The sequence below is a fragment of the Streptomyces sp. NPDC041068 genome (assembly GCF_040647455.1).
Taxonomy (GTDB): domain Bacteria; phylum Actinomycetota; class Actinomycetes; order Streptomycetales; family Streptomycetaceae; genus Streptomyces.
In genome coordinates, this window is record NZ_JBEZCG010000001.1 from 187,217 (window position 1) to 209,757 (window position 22,541).

The window sequence follows — 22,541 nt, forward strand, 5'->3', positions numbered from 1 at the left end:
CTCCGTGTCGGGGGCCGTGGCGTCCTCGGGCCCGCAGGGGTCCGAAAAGAAATCGACGCATGGTTTTCGGCCATCGTTTAGCGAATTTCTGGGTATACGGCGCACAGGGCTTTCCGGCCGCCGCTGAAATTCGGCTCGGCTGGAAGAGGAGTGCCACTGGAAGCGGTCGTTGCCCGTGGGTGCCATCGCGGGCACGCCACGGGCGTACGGGTCGCGTTAAGGATCCGCACGTGGCTCCTGGCGCGAGTGTGCGGACCACCCGACGTGCCGTGAGGCAGGGTGACCGAGGCCGTGGGCGAGCACGGACGGATGAGGATCGTCCCTGCTCAGAGCTATTTTGGTGGGGTCGGACGTGGTATCTGCGGCATCACTGATTTCCGTGGCACGCAATCGGTCCCTGGCGTGCCCAGGCATGGAAGCTACTTGTTTTCACCCGAAAACGAAAGTCCTCCCCCGAGCAGCGAAAATACCATTGAGTTGAAAATTAAATCGTTGGGTGAGGTGGTGCTGCTCCGACATTTTCGAGCCGCCAGGCTTGATCGGATCCCGCCAAGTTGAATGGTTGAACTCGCCTGAATCGTCTGGGTACTGTGATGAGGGTCCAGTGCTGAAACGGGCGTTCAAGTGAGCCGCAATTGCATGTGTGCGGTGGCGAGTTGGCCACGGCCTGTCAGTGGGCCGCGCGGGGGGCGGCGTCGTCTCCCCGCTCCGTCCACGCCGAGGCGCGTGGCGGACAGTGAGGAGGAATGCGAGTGAGCCAGACGCTGTGCCACCCCCCGTTCCCAGGAGAGCAGCTCGTGGTGACCACTCTCGTACGCAACGGATTCCTGCAGCTCGGGCTGCGCGCCGCGCTGTCGACGACCCCCTTGGTGAGGGAGGTCAGACACTGCGGTGACTGGGGTGAAGTGGAGGACACTTTAGGTACCAGCCAGGTGGACGTCCTGTTTCTGCACGAGAAGGACTACGTACCGGATCGGGGCGCGCTCCTCGACGCCCGGCGCCGACGACCAAAGGTGCTGCTGTTGCTCAGCAGTACCGATGTGTCGGAGGAGGTCCTCGCGGGGCCCGCGGTCCCCGACGGGTTTCTGGTCGAGAGCGAGTTGACGGCCACCGCGGTCGAGGACGCGCTCCAGGGCATCGTGGCGGGGGAGGTGCCCATGCCCACCTCGGTCACCCGTGCGCTTCTGCACCGCGTCCGGGATCCCGAGCAGCAGCGTGGGCGCCGCCTCGGCTCCCTGACCGGCCGTGAGAGCGAGGTGCTGCCGTTGCTCGCCGAGGGGTTGAGCAACAAGCAGATAGCCCGGCGCCTCGGCATCTCCAGCCATGGCGTCAAACGTATCGTCGCCAGCCTGCTGCTGAAGCTCGGAGCGCCCAACCGGACGGCCGCCGTGGTCACCGCCATCCAGAACGGTCTCATCGCCTGACCGGTCGGTCCGCTCGTCCGTGGACGGTGATGTCCCTGCCCGCTCGGTCGTCCGAGTCGCCAGTGCCGTGACGCTCGTCGCGCCGGGTGGGCGGGATCCGTTTGTTGCGCACCTCCGTACGCCACGAGGTGCGGCGCGTCGGCGAACTCGCATGTGCCCGATGGTCGTTGGGTCCGGGCGGTGGGGGAAGACCCCGGCGGGCGCCCGTTCGGCGCGCCCGAACGGCCAGGCCCGAACGGGCGGGCCTGGCCCGAACGGGCAGCCCCGAAAGCGCGGGTGACGATGGTACGAAGCCGACGCTACGGTGACTCCGGGCGCGCAACCTGCTGCGACAGCTCCCCGCGGACTCGGGCGCGAGGCCCGAGCCTGAACGCGAGGCCCGAGCCCGAACGCGAAGCCCGAGTTCGACCACGAGGCCCGAGTTCAGCACCCGGCCCGACGCGGCTCACCGCCGCGCGGCCGCGCGCCCCACGGGCCCACCCCGCAGGCCGGGCAGGGCAGCGCGCCGCACACACCTCACCTCGCCTCGTCACCACCTCACCTCATCACTACCTCCCCGCATCATCACCACCCTCATCACGCCTCACCGTGCTGGAAAGGAGCGAGCCGTGGCCGCATTCGTCCGGCACCGTGTCCCCTTCGGCGGACGACGGAACGTCACCGCGCCGGCCACCTGTGCGCAGCGGCACATCTGGAACCTGATGCAGCGTCAACTACCCGACGCGGCCTTCTACGACGTGTGCTACTGGGTGGCCCTGCCCGGCCACGGAACCGCACAGGACCTGCTCGACGTCTTCGCCGAACTGCTCGGGCGCCATGAGTCGCTGCGCACCGGATTCCACCGCGACGCGGACGGCTCCCTGGTCCAACAGGTCGTGGAGGCGGGGAAGTTCGAGGCCGAGGTGTGGGCCCTCACGCGCGACGAGGACCCGGACGGCGTGCTGCACGCCTGGCAGGGCCGCATGCGGCACACCCCCTTCGATTCCGCGCGGGCTCCGCTGATCCGGTTCATGGTCGCCGTCGTCGACGGCGCACCGGTGCTCGCCGCGTTCTGCGTGTCCCACCTCGCAGTGGACCTGACGTCCGTGCGCCTGCTGGCCGACGAGGTGACCCAGCTGCTCGACGCGCGTGCGGCCGGCCGCCCCCTGCCGCCCGCCGTGCCGTCCCGACAGCCCGTGGAACAGGCACAGTTGGAGTACTCCCCGCGCGGCCGGGCCCTGCAGGCGAGGGCGCGCGCCTTCTGGTGCCGACAGCTCGCGAGCGCGCCCGCGTCCCTGTTCCCGCCGTGCAACGGCGCCGGGGGCGGCCTGACGGGGCCGGTCCGCTACAGCGCCGGCATGAACTCCCGGGCGGTGGCACTCGCGGTGCCGGTCCTCGCCCGGCGCTGGCGGGTGAGCACCTCCGTGGTCCTGCTGACCGTCATCGCGCAACTCCTGGGCCGTCGGGCCGGGTTGTCGTCGTGCGCGCTGCGCCTGCTCACCGCCAACCGGTCGGACCCCGAACTGCGCGGGACCGTCGCCAATCTGCACTCCGAGGTTCCGGTGACCATCGGCCTGGAGGGCGACCGCATCGAGGACATCGCACGCCGTGCCTTCGCCACGTGCACCACCGCGCACGCGAACGGCCTCTACGACCCCGACGAGGTGGCGGATCTCATCGCCTCCGCCCACGGGCCCGATGTGCCGGTCGACCTCTCGTACTGCTTCAACGACGTCCGGGAGGGACACGCCCTGCCCGAAGCGGCCGAGGGGCCCGTCGAGGTGTCGGGCGCCGCCCTGCGGGCGGCGATGGCCGACACCGTCGTCGCACCCGACGACTTCGAGGAGGGCGAGACCTTCTTCCTCGTGATCGACGACGAGCAACCGGGCTGGAACCGGCTGGTGCTCAACGCCGACCACCGGGCGCTCACCCCGTCCGAGGTCCACGGGTTCCTGTACGACATGGAGCGCTCGCTCGTCGCGTACGCCGAAGAAGCGGGGGCGCGGGCCGCGGGGGCGGAAGGGCACGGCCGCCCCGCGCACCCCACGCGTACATCGTCCCCGGAGGCCGCCGGGCCCCGCCATGCGCATCGGACCGGGCTTTCGGAGTAGCCGAATGGCCCTAGCCCAAAGTGGGGGTGTTGGATCACTGGGGTCCCCGTAAGACTGTTCTCCGGGCCGTCCGGATCACGGTAGGTCAGGCGGAAGGCGCCAGGATCCGGCAGCGGGATGCCGGACAGCGACCCACAGGGTCCGCCGCCTTCCGGGCGTGGGTACCGGGATCGGAGCGCTCTTCCGGTGCCCCGTACCGGCCCGCCTCTTTTCGGCAAGGCCCTTTCGGCAAGGCCCTTCAGCAACCTCACTTTCAGCAATCGGCAACCGCCCCTCAGCGACCCCCTCGTCAAGGGAACACATGTCCGCATTTGTTGATCAACTCGCGCACGGCCCCGGGGCCGCGCGGTATGGACCGACGCCGGTCGAGAACCCGGCGCTCGGCGAGGTGTTCGCCCAGGCTCCGGGGTGTACGCCGGAACAGCTCGACCGGCTGCTCGACGACGCGGCCCGCGCCTTCCCCGGCTGGGCGGCGACGCCCCTGGAGGACCGCCGCGACCGGCTTCTCTCGTGCCGCAGGGCCCTGTTGGCCGTGGTGGACCCGATGGCCGACCTGCTCACCAGGGAGCAGGGAAAACCCCTGAAGCACGCCCGGGCCGAAGTCGTGCTCGCGGCCGACTGGTTCGCCCACACCGCGCGGTTGGACCTGGCTCCGGAGCGGCTGGTCGACGAGCCCGGTGCCCGCGTCGGCCTGGAGCGCGTGCCCCACGGTGTCGTCGCCGCGATCGCCCCCTCCAACTATCCGGTTCTGCTGGCCGTCTGCAAGATCGCCCCCGCGCTCCTGGCCGGCAACACCGTGGTCCTCAAGCCCTCGCCCGACACACCGATGTCCAGCCTGATGATGGGCCGGGTCCTGAACGAGATCCTGCCCGCAGGCACGTTCACGGTCGTGTCCGGCGGCGCGGAGCTGGGCGCCCGGCTCACCGTCCACCCCGCGGTCCGGCTCGTCTCGTTCACCGGCTCGGTGGGCGCGGGCCGCACCATCGCCCGGCAGGCCGCGGCCGACCTCAAGCGGGTCGTCCTTGAACTCGGCGGCAACGACCCGGCCGTCGTACTGCCCGGCACGGACGTCCTGGCCGTCGCACGGGACCTGTTCGGCAGGGCCATGACCAACAGCGGGCAGTTCTGCGCCGCGGTCAAGCGCGTCTACGCGCCCCGGGCCGAGCACCGCCGACTCGCCGAGGCCATGGCGGACATGGCGGAATCGGCCGTCGTGGGTGACGGGCTCGACCCGGCCACCGAGTACGGTCCGCTCGTCAGCCGTGCCCAGCTGGAGCGGGTCGCGGGCATGGTGGACGGCGCCGTGGCCGCCGGGGCCCGGGTCCTGGCCGGCGGCCATGTCCTCGACAGGGCGGGCCACTTCTATCCCCCCACCGTCGTCACCGACCTGCCGCCCGGCAGCCTCCTCGAAGAGGAGGAGCAGTTCGGCCCGGTGGTCCCCGTCATCCCCTACGACGACCCGGAGCAGGTGATCGCTCGGGCCAACGCATCGCCGTACGGCCTCGGTTGCTCCCTGTGGGGCGACGAGGACCGGGCGAGAGCCCTGGCCGGACGGCCGGAGTGCGGAACCGTGTGGATCAACACCCACGGCGATCTGCGGCACGACGTGCCCTTCGGCGGTCACCGGCACTCCGGGATCGGCGTCGAGTACGGCGACTGGGGTCTGGACGAGTACACGCAACTCAAGGTGCACCACATCGCGCTTCGCCAAGCAGATCGGGAGATGTCATGAGTGACAGCACGGTGGCCGGCGTCGACGGCACGGAGGGCATCGACCTGACGGGAGTCAGCGTCTTCGTCGGCGGCCCCATTCAGCACGCGATCCGTGACGACGGATTCCACCAGCCGCTGCGGCACGCGATCCGCGACATCATCGCTGCCGCGTCGGCCGTGCACGGCACGGTCTTCTCCGCCCATGTCGTCGAGAAGTTCGGTGTGGACACACCGCTGTTCTCGCCCGACCAGGTCAGTGTGCGCGACTTCGACTGGATGCGCCGCTGCGACGTGTTCGTACCGGTCCTCCCCGTGGACGGTGCCGGTGAACTGATGCGTACCGACGGCACCCATGTCGAGCTCGGCTGGGCCTCCGCCCTGGGCAAGCCCATCGTCGTCGTCACCCCTGTGCCGTTGGCGGCCAACGCCAGCCACCTGCTGCGCGGGCTGCCCTCCGTCGCCGACGTCACCGTCCTCGACCTGGCCGAGGCGGGCGCCAACCCCGCCGAACTGCTCCGTCTCGTCGAGAAGTTGGGCCGGGCGGCCGTGGTGTCGACGTGACGGTCACCGAGGAGGGAGGAAGCACTCCCGAGGGTGCCGACGCCGGGCAGGTGCTCGGGCTGCGCCTGACGTCCCCCGTCGTCGTGGGCTCCGGTCTGCTCACCGACCAGGAACGCAACATCCGTCGGCTGTTCGAGGGCGGGGCGGGCGCCGTGGTCACCAAGACCATCCACCCCAACCCCGGTCCTTCGGGCAACGAACGCCTGCTCCGCCTGCCCACCGGCATGCTCAACAGCACCACGTACTCCCGCCGCTCCGTGGATGACTGGTGCGCGATGCTGCGCCGGTTCTCCGACGACGGACTGCCGGTGATCGCCTCCGTGCACGCGGACTCCCCGGCCGAACTCGCCGATCTGGCGGAGCGCGTGACCGCCTCGGGCAGCGGCGCCCTGGAGCTCGGCATCTCGTGCCTGAACGAGGAGGGCGGCGGCCCGGAGGACACTCCGGAGCGCGTCGCCGCGTACACCGAGGCGGTACGGCAGCGCACCTCGGTGCCGTTCAGCGTCAAGCTGGCGATCGGAGAGCGGGTGCGCGAGCGCATCGACGCCGCGATGGCCTCGGGCGCGGACGCGATCACCCTGAGCGACACGATCGTCGGCCTTGCCGTCGACGCCGACACCGGCGAGGTGCGCCTGGGAGGAGCGTTCGGCTACTCCGGGCCCGGCATCAAACCGCTCGTGCTCGCCGAGATCTTCGGCCTGCGCCGCGACGGGCTGACCGTGCCGGTCATGGCGAGCGGGGGAGTCGAGGACGCCGCGGACGTGGCGGAGTACCTGAGCGTGGGCGCCGATGCCGTTCAGGTCTACACGGCTCTGCACCGGAACATGCACGCCACCCTCCGCGGCATCCGCCGGGGTTTCGACGACTGGCTGGCCGCGCGCGGCGGCACGGTGGCGGACCTGGTGGGACGGAGCGTCAAGAGGTCATGAGGTGAGGACGATGCGCCAACACACGATGCGCCGACGCACCACGAACGTACCCCTCTACGGAGACCTGACCAGCCCGCAGGTGCTCGGGACCACGGACGGGGCCACTCTGGTCTGGCCGGTGGGAGGCCTCGAACAGCACGGCCCCCACCTCCCGCTGTCGGTCGACATGGACATCCCGGACGCCTTGGCCCGGCAGGTGGTCGCGGAGGCCGGCGGGCTGCTGCTGCCGGGCCAGCCGCTCTCGGCCAGGTCGCTGCCGCAGAGCGGGGGCGGGCTGCACTTCCCGGGGACCGTGCACATCGGCGGCACCGCGTTCATCGACTACGTGAGGGACTGTCTGAGGTCCCTCTCGCGCCTCGGCCTCGGCAGGCTCGTCGTGGTCAACGGACACTACGAGAACGAGGGCCTGCTCCTCGAGGCCATCGACGGCTGCGCTCAGGACGCCCTCTTCGCGGACACCGAGGTGGTCGCGTTCAGCTGGTGGAGCGTGGTCACCGAGGCCTGGCTCGGCGAGCACATCCCGCACTTCCCGGGATGGCACGCGGAGCACGCGGGCCTGACCGAGACGAGCCTGATGATGTATCTGCGCCCCGACGTCGTCCGCGCGGAGCGCCCGAGCCACTCCTCGCCGCCGCCCGCGGGGGTGTACCGGCACCCCGTCGACGTGGACGAGATCTCGAATCAGGGCGTGCTGTCCTCCGCCGTCGGCGCCTCCGCGGAACTGGGGGAGCGCCTGTTCTGGCACCTGGTCGACGGCGTCGTCGAACTCCTCGGCAAACCGCCCCGGGACGCGTGAGCGGACACAGGCACCGGCCCAGGAATTCGACGTACCGGCGACACCCCCTTCCCATGCCACCTCCAGGGAGTCATGTCATGCCATCGACCAAGCCGTACGAGGACTACGACGTGTGTGTCGTGGGTCTTGGCTACGTCGGCGTCACACTCGCCGCCGCGCTGCTGAGCACGGGCAGAAGCGTGCTCGGATACGAGATCAACCCCAAGGCGGCGGACGAACTCGCCCGGGGCGTCCTCGACTTGGCCGAGCCGGGTGTCGAGGAGCAGATCAAGGCCAAGGCGGCGAGCGGTGCCTTCGCCGTCACCACCGACATCGGCGAGCGGAAGCTGCCGCCCGTCGTCGTCATCTGTGTCGGCACGCCGATCGAGGCCGGCGGAACCACACCTGATCTGAGCCATCTGCGGGCCGCCACCGAGGCGTTGGCGCCGGGCATCGACGAGACCACGCTGGTCATCGTGCGCAGCACGGTGCCGGTGGGCACCTCGCGGGGCCTGGTGCTGCCCATCCTGGACCGCAGGATTCCCGAACCGCTCATCGCCTACTGCCCGGAGCGCACCATCCAGGGCCAGGCCCTTGCGGAGCTGCTGTCCCTGCCGCAGATCGTCGGCGGCCTGAGCGACGAGGCGGGCAAGCGGGCGGGGGAGTTCTTCGGCACCCTCACCGAACAGGTGGTGCCCGTCGCCTCGCTGGAGAGCGCCGAACTGGTCAAGCTGGTCTGCAACTGCCACACCGACCTGATCTACGGCTTCGGCAACGAGGTCGCTCTCATCACCGAGAAGCTCGGCCTGGACGCGCGGGAGGTCATCGACGCCGCCAACCTCGGCTATCCCCGGCCCACCCTGCACAAGCCGGGCTTCGTCGGCGGCAGTTGCCTGACCAAGGACCCGTACCTGCTTGCGCACTCCGTCGCCGCGTACGACCACACGCCCCAGGTGATCACCGCGGCACGCGCGCTCAACGAGTCCATGCCGCGCCGGGTCGGCGAACGCGTCCTGGGCGCGCTGTGGGAGCAGGGCAGGGACCCGGCCGAGGCCAGGATCCTGATCTCGGGCTTCGCCTACAAGGGCCGCCCCGAGACCGACGATCTGCGCGGAGCCCCCTACGAGCGGCTGCTGCCGTTCCTCAAGGGGCGTGTCAAAGAGATCGTCGGCCATGACTTCGTGGTGCCGGACGCCCGTATCGAGGCACTGGGCGTCCGGGCGGTCGACCTGACCGAGGGCTTCACCGGCGTGCACGCGGCCGTCCTCCTGAACGACCATCCGGGCTACGGCGACATCGACGCCGCCGGCCTGGTGGCGCGCATGGCGGACCCGGCACTGGTCTACGACACCTGGCGGGTCCTCCCGCCCTCGACGAAGGCGATGAGGCTCGGCCGTGCCTAAGAAGATCCTGATCACCGGAGGAGCGGGCTTCATCGGCCTGCATCTGGCCCGCCGCCTGGCAAAGACGTGCGAGGTCACCCTGCTCGACGACTTCAGCAGGGGCCGCTCCGACGCGGAGCTGTCCGAACTGCTCGGCACGGTGCGGCTCGTCGAGCACGACCTGACCACCCCCGTGCCCGACGGACTGCTCGCGGACGACTTCGCCGAGGTCTACCACCTGGCCGCCGTCGTCGGCGTCGCCGAGTCCAACGACAACCCCCGGCGGGTGCTGCGCACCAACCTGCTCACCACCGTCCACCTCCTCGACTGGTTCTCCGGCCTGACCGGGGCCACCCTCTGCTTCGCCTCGTCCAGCGAGGCCTACGCGGGCAGCGTCGAGGCCGGCATCGCGTCCGTCCCCACCGACGAGGACGTGCCGCTGACGGTGCCCGACCTGACGGTGCCCCGCTCCTCGTACGGATTCAGCAAGATCACCGGCGAGCTCCTGTGCCGCACCTACGCGCGCACCCACGGCTTCGCCCTGCGCATGGTGCGCTTCCACAACGTCTACGGCCCCCGGATGGGATACGACCATGTGATCCCGCAGTTCATCGAGCGGCTGCTGGGCGGCGCCGACCCCTTCGAGATCCACGGCGCCGACCAGACCCGCGCGTTCTGCCACGTCGACGACGCCGTCGAGGCCATCACCGCGCTGACCGCCCTGCCGACCAAGGAGCCGTTGCTGGTCAACGTCGGCAACGACCAGGAGGAGATCCTCATCAGGGACCTGGCCCGCAGCGTCTTCGATGCCATCGGGCGGCACCCGGCGCTCGACGTCCACCCCGCGCCCCCGCTGTCCCCCGCACGCCGCTTGCCCGACATCTCCCGGCTGCGCGAACTGACCGGCTACCGCCCCGCGGTGCCCCTGAGCGAGGGGCTGCGCCGCACCTGCGAGTGGTACACCCGGGACATCGCGGCACGCGGGAACGGAGCGTGAGCGGCGTGCGCGTACGGTACGTCCACCGCGGCTACTTCCCGGCGCGTGCCGGAGCCGAGCTGATGACGCAGTACCTCGCCGCGTCGATGAGCCGCCTCGGCTGGGAGTCCGGCATCTACTCCAACCCGGTCGACGAGGACACCGCGACGTTCATGCGCGGTGCGGGCGTGAGCATCCAGCCGCTGCCCGCCACCCCCGACGACACCGAACGGGCGGACCTGGTCCACGCCTTCGACGCCTTCCACCCGCAGGACATCGCGGCCGGTCTGGAACTCGCGCGGGCCTGGGACACGCCGTTCGCGGTCACCCCCGCGTCCGCCCCCGACGTGTGGCCGGACCGCGAGACCGTGCTGGACGGGTGCAGGCAGGCGGACGCCGTCTTCGCCCTGTCCGTAGCCGAGCGCGACATGCTCCGCGACGCGGGCGTCGACGGATCCCGACTCCACATCGTCGGCCAGGGCCCGCACCTGCCCGGTACCCCCGACCCCGACCGGTTCCGCCGGTATCACGGCATCGAAGGACCCGTGGTGCTCTTCCTCGGACGCAAGACGCGCTCCAAGGGCTACGTCACGCTCCTCGAGGCGACCGAGCAGATCTGGGCGGAACACCCCGACACCACCTTCGTGTTCATGGGACCGCGCTGGGACGACGACTGCGCGGAGCAGTTCGCCCGCCACGCCGACCCCCGCGTCATCGAGCTCGGCATGGTCGACGAGGACGCCAAGCACAGCGCCCTCGCCGCCTGCGAGCTGCTCTGCGTGCCCTCCACCGTCGACCTGTTCCCCCTCGTCTACGTGGAGGCGTGGGCCTGTGGCAAACCCGTCGTCGCGTCCACCTTCCTCGGCAGCGAGGAGGTCGTCGCCCACGGACGTGACGGTCTGCTCGTCCGCCCCACCGCCGGGCCCGTCGCCGACGCGGTCAACCGGCTCCTCGCCCACCCGTCCGAACGCAGCGCCATGGGACGCAACGGCCACGACAAGGTGCGCCGTGAACTCGGCTGGGACGCGGTCGCCGACCGGGTCCACGCCGTCTACCGCACGCTGATCGCCGCCCGGAAGCAAACGGAGAAGGCCCGATGAGAGCAGTGGTCCTGGCCGGAGGTGAGGGCCGTCGGCTGCGGCCCACCACCCTGACCGTCCCCAAACCCCTCATACCCATCGACGGCACACCGATCCTGCACATCATCCTGGCGCAGCTGAAGAGCGCGGGCTTCACCCATGTGTCGCTCTCCCTCGGCTACCAGGCCCACATGATCAAGGCGAGCTTCGACGAGGACCGCTGGCACGACCTGGAACTGGACTTCTCCCTGGAGGAGGAGCCGCTGGGCACCGCGGGACCGCTCTCGCTGCTGCCGCCCTTCGAGGACTCCACCCTCGTGATGAACGCGGACCTGCTCACCGACATCGACTTCGCCGACCTGGTCAGGCGGCACAAGAAGTCCGAGGCCATCGCGACGGTCGCGCTCAGCCGCCAGGACATCGACATCGCGCACGGAGTGGTGGAACTCGACGAGGAGCGCCGGGTGACCGACTTCCGCGAGAAGCCCCGGCTGAGTTACCTGGTCAGCGGCGGCATCTACGTGCTCGAGCCCGCCCTGCTGCGGCTGCTGCCGCCCCGTGGTCGGCACGACATGCCCGCCCTGCTCGACCGCGCCCGTGCCGAGGGCGAGCGCGTGGAGGGCCATGTCATCGAGGGGGACTGGCACGACATCGGCACTCCCGAGCAACTGGACCTGGCCACCGCGGCGTACCGCGCGGACCGGGCCCGCTATCTGGGCCCGCGCGCCGCGGCCGAGCTGTGCGCGGGCAGCGGCGCGTACCGAGAGACGGTGGGCGGATGACGGCCTTCGACATCGCGCTGTACCGCCCGCAGGCCGGACAGGCCGAGATCGACGCGGTGACCGCCGTCCTGCGGTCCGGATGGCTTTCGGCCGGGCCCGTCACCGAGGACTTCGAGGGCAAGTACGCCGCCGCGCTCGGCGTCCAGTCCGCGGTCGCCGTCAGCAACGGCACCGCCGCCCTGCACCTGGCCGTCCTGGCCCTGGGCCTCGGGCCGGGCGACGAGGTCGTGCTGCCCTCGCTGAGCTTCGTCTCGGCCGCCGCGACCGTCGCGCTGTCCGGTGCCACCCCGGTGTTCGCCGACGTCACGGGCCCGCACGACCTGTGCGTCGACCCCGTGGACGTCGCCCGCAGAATCACCCCGCGCACCCGGGCGATCGTCGCCATGCACTACGGCGGCCACGCCGCCGACCTGACGGCCCTCGCCGAACTGGCCCGCGCCCACGGGCTCGCCCTGATCGAGGACTGTGCCCACGCCCCCGTCACCGACTCGGTCCACGGCATGCTCGGCACGGTCGGCGACATCGGCTGTTTCAGCTTCTTCGCCACCAAGAACCTGGCCATGGGCGAGGGCGGCCTGGTGGTCGCCCGCGACCCCGCCGTGGGCGACCGCATCCGGCGGCTGCGCTCGCACGCCCTGACGGTCGGCGCCCAGCAGCGCCACCGCGGCGGTCCCTCCCTGTACGACGTCGACGCTCTGGGCCTCAACTACCGCCCCACGGAGATCGGTTGTGCCATCGGGCGCGTCCAGCTCGACGCCCTGCCCGCCGCACAGGCCCGCAGGCAGGACGCGGTCCGGATGTACCGCGAGCGGCTTGCCCCGCTGTCCGGGCTCACCGTGCCGTTCGCCGACCGGCCCGTGGAGGCGAGCGCCCACCACCTGTTCGCGGTGGTGCTGCCCGAGGGCACCGACCGGGAGGCGCTGCAGGACCGACTGCGCGCGGCGCGGATCCAGAGCGGCGTGCACTACCCGCCCACCCATCTGTTCACCGCTTATCGGGAGCGCCACAGGGGCGAGCCGTGCAGGCTACCGGTCACCGAGGACGTGATGGCACGTCAGCTCTCGCTGCCGCTCCACCCGGGCATCGGTGCGACCGAGGTCCGACAGGTCGTCGAGGCGGTGAGCGCCGCATGGCAGGAGATGCCGTGAGCCGTGGCCGTGCCACGTTCGCCGAGGGTGCCCTGTACCGCGACGGGCACGCCTTCGTCAGCGTCGGCGTCAACTACCACCCCTCGCCGACCGGGTGCGACTACTGGCGGGAGTGGGACGGCGCCCGGCTCGACGACGACTTCCGCCGGATGGCCGCGGCGGGCCTGAACACCGTACGCGTCTTTGTCTTCTGGGCCGACTTCGAACCCAAGGAAGGCGTCTACGACCCCGCGATGACGGGTCGGCTCAGGGAGTTGGCCCGAACCGCCGCCCTGCACGGTCTGTACTGCCTTCCCTCGCTCCTGACGATCTGGATGAACGGCCAGCGCTTCGACCCGCCGTGGCGCGAGGGCCGGGACCTGTGGCGGGACGCGGACATGCGCGAGCGCGAACGGGCCTTCGTCCACCACGTCGCGGGCGTGCTGAGCGACGAGCCGAACATCCTCGCCTACGACCTGGGGGACGAGGTGATCCACGTCGACTCCGCGTCGTCCGCCGCCCTCGGCGCCGACGAGGTCCGCGCGTGGTGGGGAACGCTCGCGTCGGCGATACGCGAAGCCGACCCGGACGCCCTGGTCCTCCAGGCAGGCGAGGCGTCCGCGGTGCTCGGTGGCCACGCCTTCCGCCCGGAGCACGCCGAGCGCCTCGACATGGTGGGACTGCACGGCTTCCCGGTGTGGACGCCGTTCCACATCGAGTCCGTCGCGGCCCGCAAGGCCACCGCTTTCCTGCCCTACCTCGTGCGGCGCGGCAGCCCCCACCGGCCCGTGTACGTCGACGAGTTGGGCAGCTACGGCTGCGACGAGGCCACGGCCGCGCGGTATCTGCGGGCGGCGGCCCACTCCGCCTTCGCGGCGGGCGCGGTCGGCACCGCCGTCTGGTGCTGGCAGGACTTCACCACCGAGCGCAAGCCCTACGCGCTGCGGCCCAACGAGCGGCACGTGGGCCTGCTGGCCGCGGACGGCCGCGAGAAGGCCGCCCTGGCCGAGTACCGGGCGTTCGCCCGTCGCGTGACCGGCGAACTGGCCGGGTTCAGACCGCTGCCCGCCCCGGTGGGGGTCCTCGTCCCCGAGCCGGAGCCGCAGGAGGAGGCCGGATACCTGACACCCGCGGGCAGCGACGCGCCCGCCGCCTTCTACGCCCATCTGCTGCTCCAACAGGCCCATCTGCCCTACGAGTTCACGACCCCCGGCACGGACCTCGCACGGTACGCGCTGGTGATCTGCCCCTCGGCGCGACAGCTGCCGTTGCCCGAACGCCGCCGCCTGGCACGGTACGTCGCGTCCGGGGGAGTGCTGCTGTACTCCACCGGCAGCCTGCTGGACGCCGCCGGCGACGAGGAGCTGTTCGGCATCCGCGTACGGGACTTCACCCGTGACGACGCGGCGCACGCCGGCTTCACCTGGGCGGGCGTCCGCTTCCCGCTGCGCTGGGAACCTGGTCCGATCCCGGTGATCGACGCGGCGGGCGCCGAGACCCTGGCGGCGTTCGCCGACGGCTCGCCCGCCCTGACCCGGCACCGCCTGGGCGAGGGCAGCGTCTACTACCTCAACGCCCCCCTGGAGGCACAGCTCAACGTCCCCTACCGCCTCGCGGAGGCCGCCTGGCACCGGCTGTACGAGGCGGTCGCCGAGGAGGCGGGCGTGCGCGTGTCGCTGACCGCGGACGATCCGTCGGTGGAGGTCACCGTCCTCGGGCGCGGCGACGACCGCTGCGGTGTGGTCGTCAACCACGCCCCCGAACCGGTGCGCACGGCCCTGCGGCACCTGCCCGCGGACGGCGCCCCGGAGACCACGGAGAGCCTGCGCCTCGGCCCCAAGGAGGTCCACCTGCAGTTCTGGCACGCCAACGCCAACGCCAACGCCAACGCCAACGCCCAGGCGGAGCGATCCCGTTCACGGGAGCGGCCCGAGGGGCGGCAGAAATGATCATCGACGCTCATGTGCACGCGGGGGAGTACTACCGCCACTACTCGGCCCGCTTCGCCGAGCAGATGACGGCCACCACCGACCTGGCGCCCGAGGACCTCTCCGCGCCGGAGGCGAAGCTGCTCGCGGAGATGGACGCGGCGGGCGTCGACCGCGTCTTCCTGCTCGCCTTCGACGTACGGCGCGTCGAAGGGTTCTCGGTGCCCAACGACTTCGTCGCCGAGCTCTGCGCCCGCCACCCCGACCGGCTGACCGGCTTCGCCTCCGTGGACGCGGGCACCCCGGGCGCGGCAGGCCGGCTGCGCGAGGCCGTGACCGGCTGCGGCCTGCGCGGGCTGAAGACCGCCCCGTGCTACGTGCGGATGTCACCCGCCGACCGCCGGTGGTACGACGTGTACGAGACCGCCCTGGACCTGGGCATCCCCGTACTGATGCACACCGGGTACACGCCCTCGCGCAACGCGGACCCCCGGTTCTTCTCCCCGCTCCTCGTCGAGCGGGTGGCCAGGGACTTCCCCGACCTGAAGGTGATCCTCGCCCACCTCGGCACCCCCTGGACCCGGCCGTGCGTCGACCTGCTCGCCCGGCACGCCAACCTGTACGCGGACCTGTCCATCTTCGGCTCCTACCAGCCGCCCGCGACGGTGGCCGACGCCCTGGCCCACGCCCGCGACAGCGGTGTTCTGGACCGGCTCCTGTGGGGCACCGACTTCCCCTTCGCCTCCATGACCGGGTCCGTGACCCGCATGGCGGACCTGGCCCGGGACCCCGGGCTGTGGCCGGACGGCAGCGACCCGCTCTCGCCACGTGAGTACGAGGCCCTCATGGGCGGTACGGCGGCAGGGCTGCTCGCCCCCGCCGCACCCCGTGCCACACCGGCTCCCCCTTCGACCCGATGAGGTGTCATGACCTTCGTCCACGGATACGAGTTCGACGCGATGTCACGCCGCCCGCTGTACGGCGACGTGACCCAGCGTCTGGTCGACATCTGCGAGGCCCCGGACGGCGGTGTCGTCGCCGACGTCGGCTGCGGCTCGGGCCTTGCCACCCAACTGCTCCTGGAACGCTCCGCGCACGTGGGATCCATCATCGGCATCGACCCATCCGAGCACGAACTGGCCATCGCGCGAACGCGGTTGACCGACCCCAAGGTGCGTTTCGTGCAAGGGCGCGCGCAGGACGTCGAGTCCCTGACCGGACCCGTGGACGTCGCAGTCCTGAGCAATGTGATGCACCAGATACCGGCAGCCGAGCGCGGCTCCGTGATCGAGGGCTGCCACCGACTGCTCGCACCGGGCGGGCGCTGCGCCCTGAACACCCTGTTCTACGAGGGAGCCGTCCTCCCCGAGACCCGGCCCTTCTACGCGCATTGGCTGCGTGCCACCCGCGACGCCCTGCGGGCAGGGGGCAAGGACCTCGTCCTCGCACGAGAGAAGCCGGTGGCCCTGCAGACGCTCACGCCGCGCCACCACGAAGAGCTGTTCGTCCGGGCGGGGTTCTCCCAGACCAAGTCCGAGGAGGCCGTGTACGCATGGACCCTGCAGGACTGGGAGGCCCTGTGCACGTACTCGGTGTTCGTGGAGGGGGCCACCGGCATCACCGACCTGGCCCTCGGCTCCGAGGCACTCACCCGGGGCCTGCGGACCACCTTCGAGAGGCTGGGGCTGACGGAGGTGCCCCGGCGCTGGCTCTTCGCCTGGGGCATCAAGTGACGTCGGAAGAGGGGGAGTTCCGTGCGAGCGGCGACGCGCCCCTCTCGTACGCCCAACAGGGCGTGTGGTTCATGGAACGACGTGCGGGCCACACACGGCACACCGATCCCGTGACGTTCCGCCTCGTCGGCGAGCTGGACGCGACGGCTCTGCGGGCGGGCATCGAGGAACTCGTCGCCCGCCACGAGGCGCTGCGCACCTTTTTCCCCGTCGTGGACGGCCTGCCCGTCCAGCGCGTCTCGCCGCGGGCCGAGGTGCCCCTGCCCCTGACCGACCTCACCGCGCTTCCCGCGGCGGAGCGCGAGGAGGCGGCCGCCCGGTTCCTGGCCGAGGACCTGCGGCGCCCGTTCGACCTGGCCCGCGGGCCCGTCGTGCGCGCGGCACTGGTCCGGCTCGCGCCGCGTGAGCACATCGTGCGCGTCACCCTGCACCACATGATCTCCGACGCCTGGTCGTGGTGGGCGGTGCTCCTGCGCGAACTGGAGCAGCTCTACGCCGCACGCCTGCACGGGCGTGCCTCGCCGCTGCCGCCCGTGCCCACCCAGTACCGGGCCTTCGTGCGCCGCCAGCACGACTGGCTCACCGGCCCGGCCTACCCGCGACAACTGGCCTATTGGAAACAGGCGTTGGCGAACGCGACCCCGCTGCCGCCGCTCGCCCTGGCGTCCACCTCGCCGCCGGGGACCGAACAGCCGCCGCGGACACGGTGGTCGACCTTTCCCCAACCCCTGTACGACCGGCTGCGGTTGGTGGCCCGGCGCGAGCACGTCACCCTGTTCATGCTGCTGCTCGCCGCCTTCACGCGGGTGCTGCGCCGCTACGTCGACACCGACGACATCCTCGTGGCCACCCGCGGCGGATATCGCAGGGCCGAGTTCGAGAAGGCCGTCGGCTTCTTCGTGAACCTGCTGCCGGTGCGGACCCGGGTGCCCGCGGGCGTGGACTTCCGCGAGCTGCTGCACCAGGTCCGCAGGAACCTGATCGGGGTGTACGCCCACCGGGACGTGCCGTTCGAGCGGCTGACCCACGACCTCGGGTTGTGGCGCCCCGGGTTCCGTCCCGCGATCAGCGTATGCGTCTCCTTCCAGACCACACCGGAGGTGCCGCCCGCCCTCGAAGGACTCGACACGACCCTGATCAACCACGATCCCTTCTCGCCGTACCCCTTGGACCTCGGCTTCTACGAAGACGCGGGCGCGCTGAGCGCCCTGCTCGTCCATCACCCCGGCGAGTACGACGACACGGCCGCCGCACGCCTGCTCGACGACCTGCGCCGAGTCCTCGAGGAGGCCTGCCACGAACTGGAACAGGACACGTCCCGTCAGGTCACGTCCCGTCAGGACACGTCCCGTCAGGTCACGTCCCATCAGGACACATCGCATCAGGGCACGCCCCAGGAGGACCACACATGAGAGCGCTGCAGTGGCACGGCGCACGCCGGGCGGCGGTCGCGGACGACATCGCCATGCCCCGTATCGAGGAACCGCGGGACGCGGTCGTCCGTGTCGTCCGCAGCGCGATCTGCGGCACCGACCTCCACCCGTACCGAGGTGAGATCGACCGGTTCGAGCCGGGAACGGTCACCGGCCACGAGTTCACCGGTGTCGTCGAGGAGGTCGGGCCCGAGGCGCGCGGTCTGAGGCCCGGCGACCGGGTCGTCGCCTCGGACGTCATCGCGTGCGGGTACTGCCGGTCCTGCTCCCGGGGCTGGCACTATCAGTGCGACCGGGTGGGCCTGTTCGGGTACGCGACCGTGGTGGGCACGCGGGCCTACGCCGGGGGACACGCCGAGTACGTGCGTGTGCCCTTCGCCGACACGGTGCTGTTCCCGATCCCCGACGACGTCGGCGACGAGCGGGCCCTGTTCATCGGCGACATCCTCGCCACGGGCTACGCGTGCGCCAAGGGCGCCGTGGTGCGACCGGGGGACACGGTCGCGGTGGTGGGCTGCGGTCCCGTGGGCCTGCTGGCCATGGAGGCGGCCTGGGTCCTCGGCGCCGCCCGGGTGCTGGCCGTCGACCCGCTGGAGAGCCGGCGGAAACTGGCCGCCGAACGCGGCGCGTGCCCGGTGCCCGGCACACCCGACGTCGAAGAGCGGATCGCCGACCTGACCGAGGGGCGCGGCGCGGACGCCGTCCTGGAGGCCGTGGGCACCGACGCGTCACTGCTGACCGCGCTGAACGTCGTACGGCCGCGGGGGGTCGTCTGTGCCGTGGGCGCCCATGCCTCCGAGGCCATGCCCTTGCCGACACGGCTCGCGTTCGCCAAGGAGGTCACGCTGCGCTTCGCCGTCGGCGATCCCATCAGCGACTTCGAGCCGCTGATGAACCTGGTGCGCGGCGGCCGTGTCGACCCCACCTTCCTGATCTCGCACCGGATGCCCCTGGCCGAGGCCGCGGAGGGGTTCCGGCTCTTCGACTCCGGCGAGGCCAGCAAGGTGGTGCTCATCCCGTGAGTACGTGCGCATCGAGACCCCGCATCCACATCGAGACCCCACGTCCACATCGAGCCCCCACGTACACATCGAGAACCATGGAGGAACTGTGACGGACAACCTGACCGGCAACGCGGAAGCCGCGGCGGACGTAGTGCGCAGGGTCTGGGCCCAAGTCCTCGAAGTGAACCCCGAGTCCGTCGACGTCCACCGCAGCGACTTCTTCGAGATGGGCGGTTACTCGCTGCTCGCCCTGCAGGCCATCGGCAGGATCCTGACGGAGTACGAGGTCGACGAGGTCGAGGCGGTGGAATGGGAGGGAGAACTCCTCAACCGCCTCTTCGAGAACGCCACGCCCATGACCCAGGCCGAGTTCCTTGCGGAGAAGGGCTGTGGCGTCCCGAGCGCGGGCAACAGCCCGGCCGGAACCGCCCGGACCGGGACCGGGCGGTAGGACCGCTTCCGACTCCCCTCACACGTACGCGAAGAAGGGCGCCTGTCACACGTACGCGAAGAAGGGCGCCTGTCACACGTACGCGAAGAAGGGCGCCTGGCTGAGGAGAAGATCCCCGCCAGGCGCCCTTTTCGGCGCGTTTACCAGTGGCTGACCGCTGCCGGCTGCGTCACGGCGGCAGCGGCCCCGGCCAGGGCGGCGTTGACCGCCCGGTGCGCCTGTCCGGCGATGCGCTCGCCGTCCGCCGCGCTCTTGGCGCACACGACGATGCCCAGGGAAGGCCGGTGCCCGGAGAGCGTCCGGACGGTCGACGGGTAGGCGCGGACGCCCCGTGCCCACAGTTCCTCGAACACGGGACGGACATGCGCCGTGTACGACGCGACACCGGTGAGCCGCAGCGGCAGCGCGTCATGGGTGTAGACGACGAGGCTCTCATCGGCCCAGCGCTCCGCGAGCGTGATCGTGTGCATGGCGCCGGAGCGCCGGGCGTTGATCTCGGTGACGTACAGCTGCCCGTCGAGGCCGAGCAGGCAGTCGATCGTCAACCAGCCCCGGTATCCCAGGGATTCGGCGAACCCGTGGACGGCTGTGCCCAGCGCGGAGAGCCGTTCCTCCAGGCCGGGATCGACGACTCCGGGACCGATGGCCAGACTTTGGTACCGCAACCCGTCGACGCCGAGCATGCTGAACTCCATGCGCGGCTCCTCGCCCTCGCCGACGAGGACGTCCACGGCCGGACAGTCGGCCGCGTGCTCGACGTAGTCCTGCACGGTGAGCGGGAAGGTACCGAAGAACGGTTCGCGCCTCAGGGTCTGCCAGAACCGCCGGATGCTTCCGTCGGCGTCGCTTCGCGCGATGGCGGAGCCGTAGCCGCCGACGCCGTACATGCTCTTGACCACGGCCCGGCCGCCGCTGCCCACGATCGCGGTGACCGCACCCTTGAGCTGGTCCCAACTGGCCACCGAGATACCCCGCGGGACACGGAAGCCGGGAAGGTGGGAGGCGAGGTCGACACAACTCAGCTTCGATTCCAGGTACTCGCACGACCAGTAGTGCTGTGGGTCGGCGACGTCCAACCGCACCTCCAGGCCCCGGCTGCGGAGCAGCGCGGCCAAGGAGTACAGCTCGGGCGACGCCCCGAAGGACAGGAACCGCACCACGCGCGCGCCGTCGGTCGCGGCGTGCAGCGCGGCGAGCGCCCGGTCGTCGCCCAGCAGGTCGTGGACCAGGCGCCCGGTGCGGGGTGCCGGCGACACGACGGGAGGCACGGAGCCGCCGAGGCCGGCGTGGACGTCGGCGAGCCACTCCGGGGAGTAGCCGGCCGGCAGGACGAGCACACGGTCCTCGGCGCTCCAGAAGACGCACTGATCGGTGAACCCCGTGCCGTGCTCGACGAGGTCGTGCTCCACACCCGGGTCGAAATCGAGGAGTTCGCGTTTCAGGTTGAACTCGACGATGTTCGGGATCACCAGGTCAATGGTTTCGGGCATGGCTCGGCCCCCTAGTAACTCGAATGCACACCAGGTGTGAGCAGGTGTTTCTCCGGGCCGTTCAAGGCCGGTGAGAAGACGCACATCAGCGTCATGCCGTGCTGCGAGCGGAGTATGTGCGGTTCGCCCATGCCCGGGGCGTACAGCATCCCCGGCTTGATGTCGAAGACCCCGTCCGCCGACTCCACGGAACCGGAGCCGGACACGCAGTAGCAGACCTCTTGGTGGTTGTCGTAGCGCAAGTACGACTCGCTGCCCGGCTGCACATAGGTCTCGGTCAGGCTGAATCCCAATTGGTCGGACTGAACGAGCAGCCGTCGGCTCGTCCCATTGCCCCAGTCCACGTCGCATTCGCTTCCGACGACATCTTCAACCGCGCGCACCAGCAAGGTCCACCTGCCCAAGGGTCGGTATTTCCTTCAGCGTTGGCCATTGAGTCTATGGATGGCAGGGGCCGCATTCCACGGGAAGTACGGGTATGGCCACCTGGCTAGGCCTATCGGTCACCCAGCGGCCGTACGCCGACAAAGAGGGGTGTTGTTTCGGCATCGAAATCTGTAGCTTGCGAGAGCGGCCGAGCCACAGGCGCGGCGTTGTCGGTGCGAGTTCTTTTCGCCTCTCGGAGGTTCACGAATGACACAGTCACAAGAGAACGTCGACCTCGACCGAAACGACGTCTTCTCCTCGGCCGAACTGCGCGCACTCACGCGCCGTTCCAGCGGGATGGCGCTGCGCCGGTCCTCGGTCCACGGCCTGCTGTACGCCGGCATCGTGACAGGGGGCCTGGCCGTCGGCACCTGGTGGGCGATCGGGCTGAGCTGGGTGCTGGCCGCCACGGTGTTCGCCTCGCTGCACAACCTGCTGCACTGCGCCTCGCACGGCACCTTCATGAACACCCACCGCGGGAACCGGATCGCCGGGCAGGTCGCCGGCACGTTCATCCTCGTCAACAGCGCCGCGTACCGGGTGTTCCACATGCATCACCACCGCAACACGCACACCGCGGAGGACCCCGAACCCGACGGCATCATCACCACGGTGCGGGAGTACGTCGTAGCCATGATCAACATGGACTACTTCATCGGTTTCCTGCGAATTTCACTGGCCTCGCTCCGGCACCGGTACCCCTACTTCGTCACGACCGACCGGGCCCGGTCCGCGATTCGCCGCGACACCTGGATCCTTCTCCTGTGGATGGTGACCGCGGCCGTCCTTACCGTCCTGTGGCCCATGGTGATGCTCACCGTGTACATCGTGCCCGCATGCATCGCCTGGGTCCTGAACAACTTCTCCATCATGCCCGAGCACTACTACGCGGAGCGGACGGACAACCCCTGGCGCAACACCAACTCGGTCTACACCGACAGCAAGTGGTTCTGCTTCCTCAACTGGAACACGAACTACCACGCCGAGCACCATCTCTATCCCGGGATTCCGGCCTGGAACCTGCACGAGGTGTCGGAGCGGGTACGCGGGCACCTCGCCTTCACCGAAAGCTCCTACCTCCGCTTTCACGCCCGGCTGCTGGGCGACGTGATCAGCGGCCGCGCGAAGGAGCAGGACCAGGCCTTCGTCCTGCAGGAGGGGCGGGCGACGAGCTTCATCTACCCGCTGCGGAAGGCCGAGTGACGGCCCCGTCGCGTCTGGGCGCGCAGCACGCCCCG

20 protein-coding genes are annotated in these 22,541 nt (G+C 70.7%); 18 read left to right on the forward strand and 2 right to left on the reverse strand.

Annotated elements, in window-relative coordinates:
- Positions 1-797 precede the first annotated feature (797 nt).
- The 17 genes from AB0B50_RS00575 (at position 798) to AB0B50_RS00655 (ending at position 19,387) form a co-directional block, all read left to right on the forward strand.
- On the forward strand, positions 798-1,424 hold the full coding sequence (locus AB0B50_RS00575) for a response regulator transcription factor (RefSeq protein WP_362323358.1): 627 nt from the start codon (positions 798-800) through the stop codon (positions 1,422-1,424).
- 608 nt (positions 1,425-2,032) lie between these two features.
- Positions 2,033-3,514, forward strand: coding sequence for a condensation domain-containing protein (locus tag AB0B50_RS00580; protein ID WP_362323361.1), 1,482 nt, complete (start codon positions 2,033-2,035; stop codon positions 3,512-3,514).
- A gap of 301 nt (positions 3,515-3,815) precedes the next feature.
- A complete protein-coding gene (locus tag AB0B50_RS00585) occupies positions 3,816-5,246 on the forward strand; it encodes an aldehyde dehydrogenase family protein (RefSeq protein ID WP_362323364.1) in 1,431 nt (476 codons plus the stop codon).
- On the forward strand, positions 5,243-5,788 hold the full coding sequence (locus AB0B50_RS00590) for a nucleoside 2-deoxyribosyltransferase (RefSeq protein ID WP_362323367.1): 546 nt from the start codon (positions 5,243-5,245) through the stop codon (positions 5,786-5,788). The genes AB0B50_RS00585 and AB0B50_RS00590 overlap by 4 nt, the downstream gene beginning before the upstream one ends.
- A complete protein-coding gene (locus AB0B50_RS00595) occupies positions 5,785-6,717 on the forward strand; it encodes a dihydroorotate dehydrogenase (protein ID WP_362323370.1) in 933 nt (310 codons plus the stop codon). The genes AB0B50_RS00590 and AB0B50_RS00595 overlap by 4 nt, the downstream gene beginning before the upstream one ends.
- A gap of 10 nt (positions 6,718-6,727) precedes the next feature.
- Complete coding sequence (locus AB0B50_RS00600; RefSeq protein WP_362323373.1) at positions 6,728-7,513, forward strand: creatininase family protein; 786 nt, start codon at positions 6,728-6,730, stop codon at positions 7,511-7,513.
- 77 nt (positions 7,514-7,590) lie between these two features.
- Complete coding sequence (locus AB0B50_RS00605) at positions 7,591-8,895, forward strand: nucleotide sugar dehydrogenase (RefSeq protein WP_362323376.1); 1,305 nt, start codon at positions 7,591-7,593, stop codon at positions 8,893-8,895.
- Entirely contained in the window at positions 8,888-9,871 is a 984-nt protein-coding gene (locus AB0B50_RS00610) for an NAD-dependent epimerase/dehydratase family protein (RefSeq protein WP_362323379.1), read from the forward strand. The genes AB0B50_RS00605 and AB0B50_RS00610 overlap by 8 nt, the downstream gene beginning before the upstream one ends.
- Positions 9,872-9,876: 5 nt before the next feature.
- Complete coding sequence (locus AB0B50_RS00615; protein WP_362323382.1) at positions 9,877-10,950, forward strand: glycosyltransferase family 4 protein; 1,074 nt, start codon at positions 9,877-9,879, stop codon at positions 10,948-10,950.
- A complete protein-coding gene (locus tag AB0B50_RS00620; protein ID WP_362323385.1) occupies positions 10,947-11,711 on the forward strand; it encodes a sugar phosphate nucleotidyltransferase in 765 nt (254 codons plus the stop codon). The genes AB0B50_RS00615 and AB0B50_RS00620 overlap by 4 nt, the downstream gene beginning before the upstream one ends.
- The gene (locus tag AB0B50_RS00625; RefSeq protein WP_362323388.1) at positions 11,708-12,859 is read left to right on the forward strand and encodes a DegT/DnrJ/EryC1/StrS aminotransferase family protein; all 1,152 of its coding nucleotides are present in this window, start codon (positions 11,708-11,710) and stop codon (positions 12,857-12,859) included. Before AB0B50_RS00620 ends, AB0B50_RS00625 begins: the two co-directional genes overlap by 4 nt.
- On the forward strand, positions 12,856-14,787 hold the full coding sequence (locus AB0B50_RS00630) for a cellulase family glycosylhydrolase (protein ID WP_362323391.1): 1,932 nt from the start codon (positions 12,856-12,858) through the stop codon (positions 14,785-14,787). Before AB0B50_RS00625 ends, AB0B50_RS00630 begins: the two co-directional genes overlap by 4 nt.
- Entirely contained in the window at positions 14,784-15,686 is a 903-nt protein-coding gene (locus tag AB0B50_RS00635; RefSeq protein WP_362323394.1) for an amidohydrolase family protein, read from the forward strand. The genes AB0B50_RS00630 and AB0B50_RS00635 overlap by 4 nt, the downstream gene beginning before the upstream one ends.
- A gap of 6 nt (positions 15,687-15,692) precedes the next feature.
- Positions 15,693-16,499 carry a class I SAM-dependent methyltransferase gene (locus AB0B50_RS00640; protein WP_362323397.1) on the forward strand — a complete coding sequence of 269 codons (807 nt, stop codon included), beginning with the start codon at positions 15,693-15,695 and terminating at the stop codon, positions 16,497-16,499.
- Positions 16,496-17,911, forward strand: coding sequence for a condensation domain-containing protein (locus tag AB0B50_RS00645; RefSeq protein ID WP_362323400.1), 1,416 nt, complete (start codon positions 16,496-16,498; stop codon positions 17,909-17,911). The genes AB0B50_RS00640 and AB0B50_RS00645 overlap by 4 nt, the downstream gene beginning before the upstream one ends.
- Positions 17,908-18,954, forward strand: coding sequence for an alcohol dehydrogenase family protein (locus tag AB0B50_RS00650; RefSeq protein ID WP_362323403.1), 1,047 nt, complete (start codon positions 17,908-17,910; stop codon positions 18,952-18,954). The genes AB0B50_RS00645 and AB0B50_RS00650 overlap by 4 nt, the downstream gene beginning before the upstream one ends.
- An 88-nt stretch (positions 18,955-19,042) precedes the next feature.
- A complete protein-coding gene (locus AB0B50_RS00655) occupies positions 19,043-19,387 on the forward strand; it encodes an acyl carrier protein (RefSeq protein ID WP_362323406.1) in 345 nt (114 codons plus the stop codon).
- A gap of 140 nt (positions 19,388-19,527) precedes the next feature.
- Here AB0B50_RS00655 and AB0B50_RS00660 read toward each other — a convergent pair whose 3' ends face one another.
- Entirely contained in the window at positions 19,528-20,877 is a 1,350-nt protein-coding gene (locus AB0B50_RS00660; protein ID WP_362323410.1) for a hypothetical protein, read from the reverse strand.
- 11 nt (positions 20,878-20,888) lie between these two features.
- Positions 20,889-21,281 carry an ectoine synthase gene (locus AB0B50_RS00665; protein ID WP_362323413.1) on the reverse strand — a complete coding sequence of 131 codons (393 nt, stop codon included), beginning with the start codon at positions 21,279-21,281 and terminating at the stop codon, positions 20,889-20,891.
- Positions 21,282-21,510: 229 nt separating this feature from the next.
- Here AB0B50_RS00665 and AB0B50_RS00670 point away from each other — a divergent pair, with 229 nt between their 5' ends.
- The gene (locus tag AB0B50_RS00670) at positions 21,511-22,506 is read left to right on the forward strand and encodes a fatty acid desaturase (RefSeq protein ID WP_362323416.1); all 996 of its coding nucleotides are present in this window, start codon (positions 21,511-21,513) and stop codon (positions 22,504-22,506) included.
- Positions 22,507-22,541: the final 35 nt, after the last annotated feature.

What these genes read in the sequence shown, in the direction of transcription:
- AB0B50_RS00585 (WP_362323364.1), top strand. Translation starts at nt 3,816, where the DNA reads ATGTCCGCATTTGTTGATCAACTCGCGCACGGCCCCGGGGCCGCGCGG.
- AB0B50_RS00590 (WP_362323367.1), top strand. Translation starts at nt 5,243, where the DNA reads ATGAGTGACAGCACGGTGGCCGGCGTCGACGGCACGGAGGGCATCGAC.
- AB0B50_RS00600 (WP_362323373.1), top strand. Translation starts at nt 6,728, where the DNA reads ATGCGCCAACACACGATGCGCCGACGCACCACGAACGTACCCCTCTAC.
- AB0B50_RS00605 (WP_362323376.1), top strand. Translation starts at nt 7,591, where the DNA reads ATGCCATCGACCAAGCCGTACGAGGACTACGACGTGTGTGTCGTGGGT.
- AB0B50_RS00620 (WP_362323385.1), top strand. Translation starts at nt 10,947, where the DNA reads ATGAGAGCAGTGGTCCTGGCCGGAGGTGAGGGCCGTCGGCTGCGGCCC.
- AB0B50_RS00625 (WP_362323388.1), top strand. Translation starts at nt 11,708, where the DNA reads ATGACGGCCTTCGACATCGCGCTGTACCGCCCGCAGGCCGGACAGGCC.
- AB0B50_RS00635 (WP_362323394.1), top strand. Translation starts at nt 14,784, where the DNA reads ATGATCATCGACGCTCATGTGCACGCGGGGGAGTACTACCGCCACTAC.
- AB0B50_RS00640 (WP_362323397.1), top strand. Translation starts at nt 15,693, where the DNA reads ATGACCTTCGTCCACGGATACGAGTTCGACGCGATGTCACGCCGCCCG.
- AB0B50_RS00650 (WP_362323403.1), top strand. Translation starts at nt 17,908, where the DNA reads ATGAGAGCGCTGCAGTGGCACGGCGCACGCCGGGCGGCGGTCGCGGAC.
- AB0B50_RS00660 (WP_362323410.1), bottom strand. Translation starts at nt 20,877, where the DNA reads ATGCCCGAAACCATTGACCTGGTGATCCCGAACATCGTCGAGTTCAAC.
- AB0B50_RS00670 (WP_362323416.1), top strand. Translation starts at nt 21,511, where the DNA reads ATGACACAGTCACAAGAGAACGTCGACCTCGACCGAAACGACGTCTTC.